At 56.0% G+C, this 554-nt stretch carries 1 pseudogene; it reads right to left on the reverse strand.

The features are described 5' to 3' along the window. Nucleotides 1–139: 139 nt before the first annotated feature. Nucleotides 140–554, reverse strand: a pseudogene (locus IE258_RS40905) (IS256 family transposase); the annotation flags it as partial.

Here is a 554-nt window from a genome sequence, read left to right on the forward strand (position 1 = left end):
GGTAGGAAACCGCCTTAGCGGTTGGTGCGCAACCGCAAGAAAGCGAAGAAAGCGGTACCTGAAATCAACATGGGTCTAATTATATCCATTTAAAGGGTTAAGGGTCAAAATGTGTGTCTGGCTCGGCGTGTCGCGGGGGTTAGATTTGGCCTTTTTGAATGCCGATTGAGTGGGTGTAGTCGGTGTCGATAGCGTTGTCGTAGAGGGCTGGGCGTCCTGTTTCGTGGTCGGCTTGGTTCTCGGTTTGGGTCAGGGTGGATACTTTGGCGAGTTGGCCCTGGCCCCAGTCGGACTGCCTGGCGATTCGTACTGGATCGTCAGGCAGTTCCGTTTTTAAGTAGAGCCACCAATCCAGCATGCGGCGTTGTCGTTCGCCTGATCTGCCGCGGTGGGTTCTGGCGAGCAGTTTGAGCTGGGCGTTGATGCCGCCTTCTAAGCTGTTGGTGGTGGATTTGATCCGCTCGGGCGCAAGGACTCCTGCTGGCGGGTTGAGGTAGACAAACAGCATCTCGGACCGCCAAAGATGGTTGAGGCTGTTGTAGGCCTTGCGCACG

The organism is Streptomyces tendae (assembly GCF_014650435.1).
In the GTDB taxonomy this organism is placed as follows: domain Bacteria; phylum Actinomycetota; class Actinomycetes; order Streptomycetales; family Streptomycetaceae; genus Streptomyces; species Streptomyces tendae.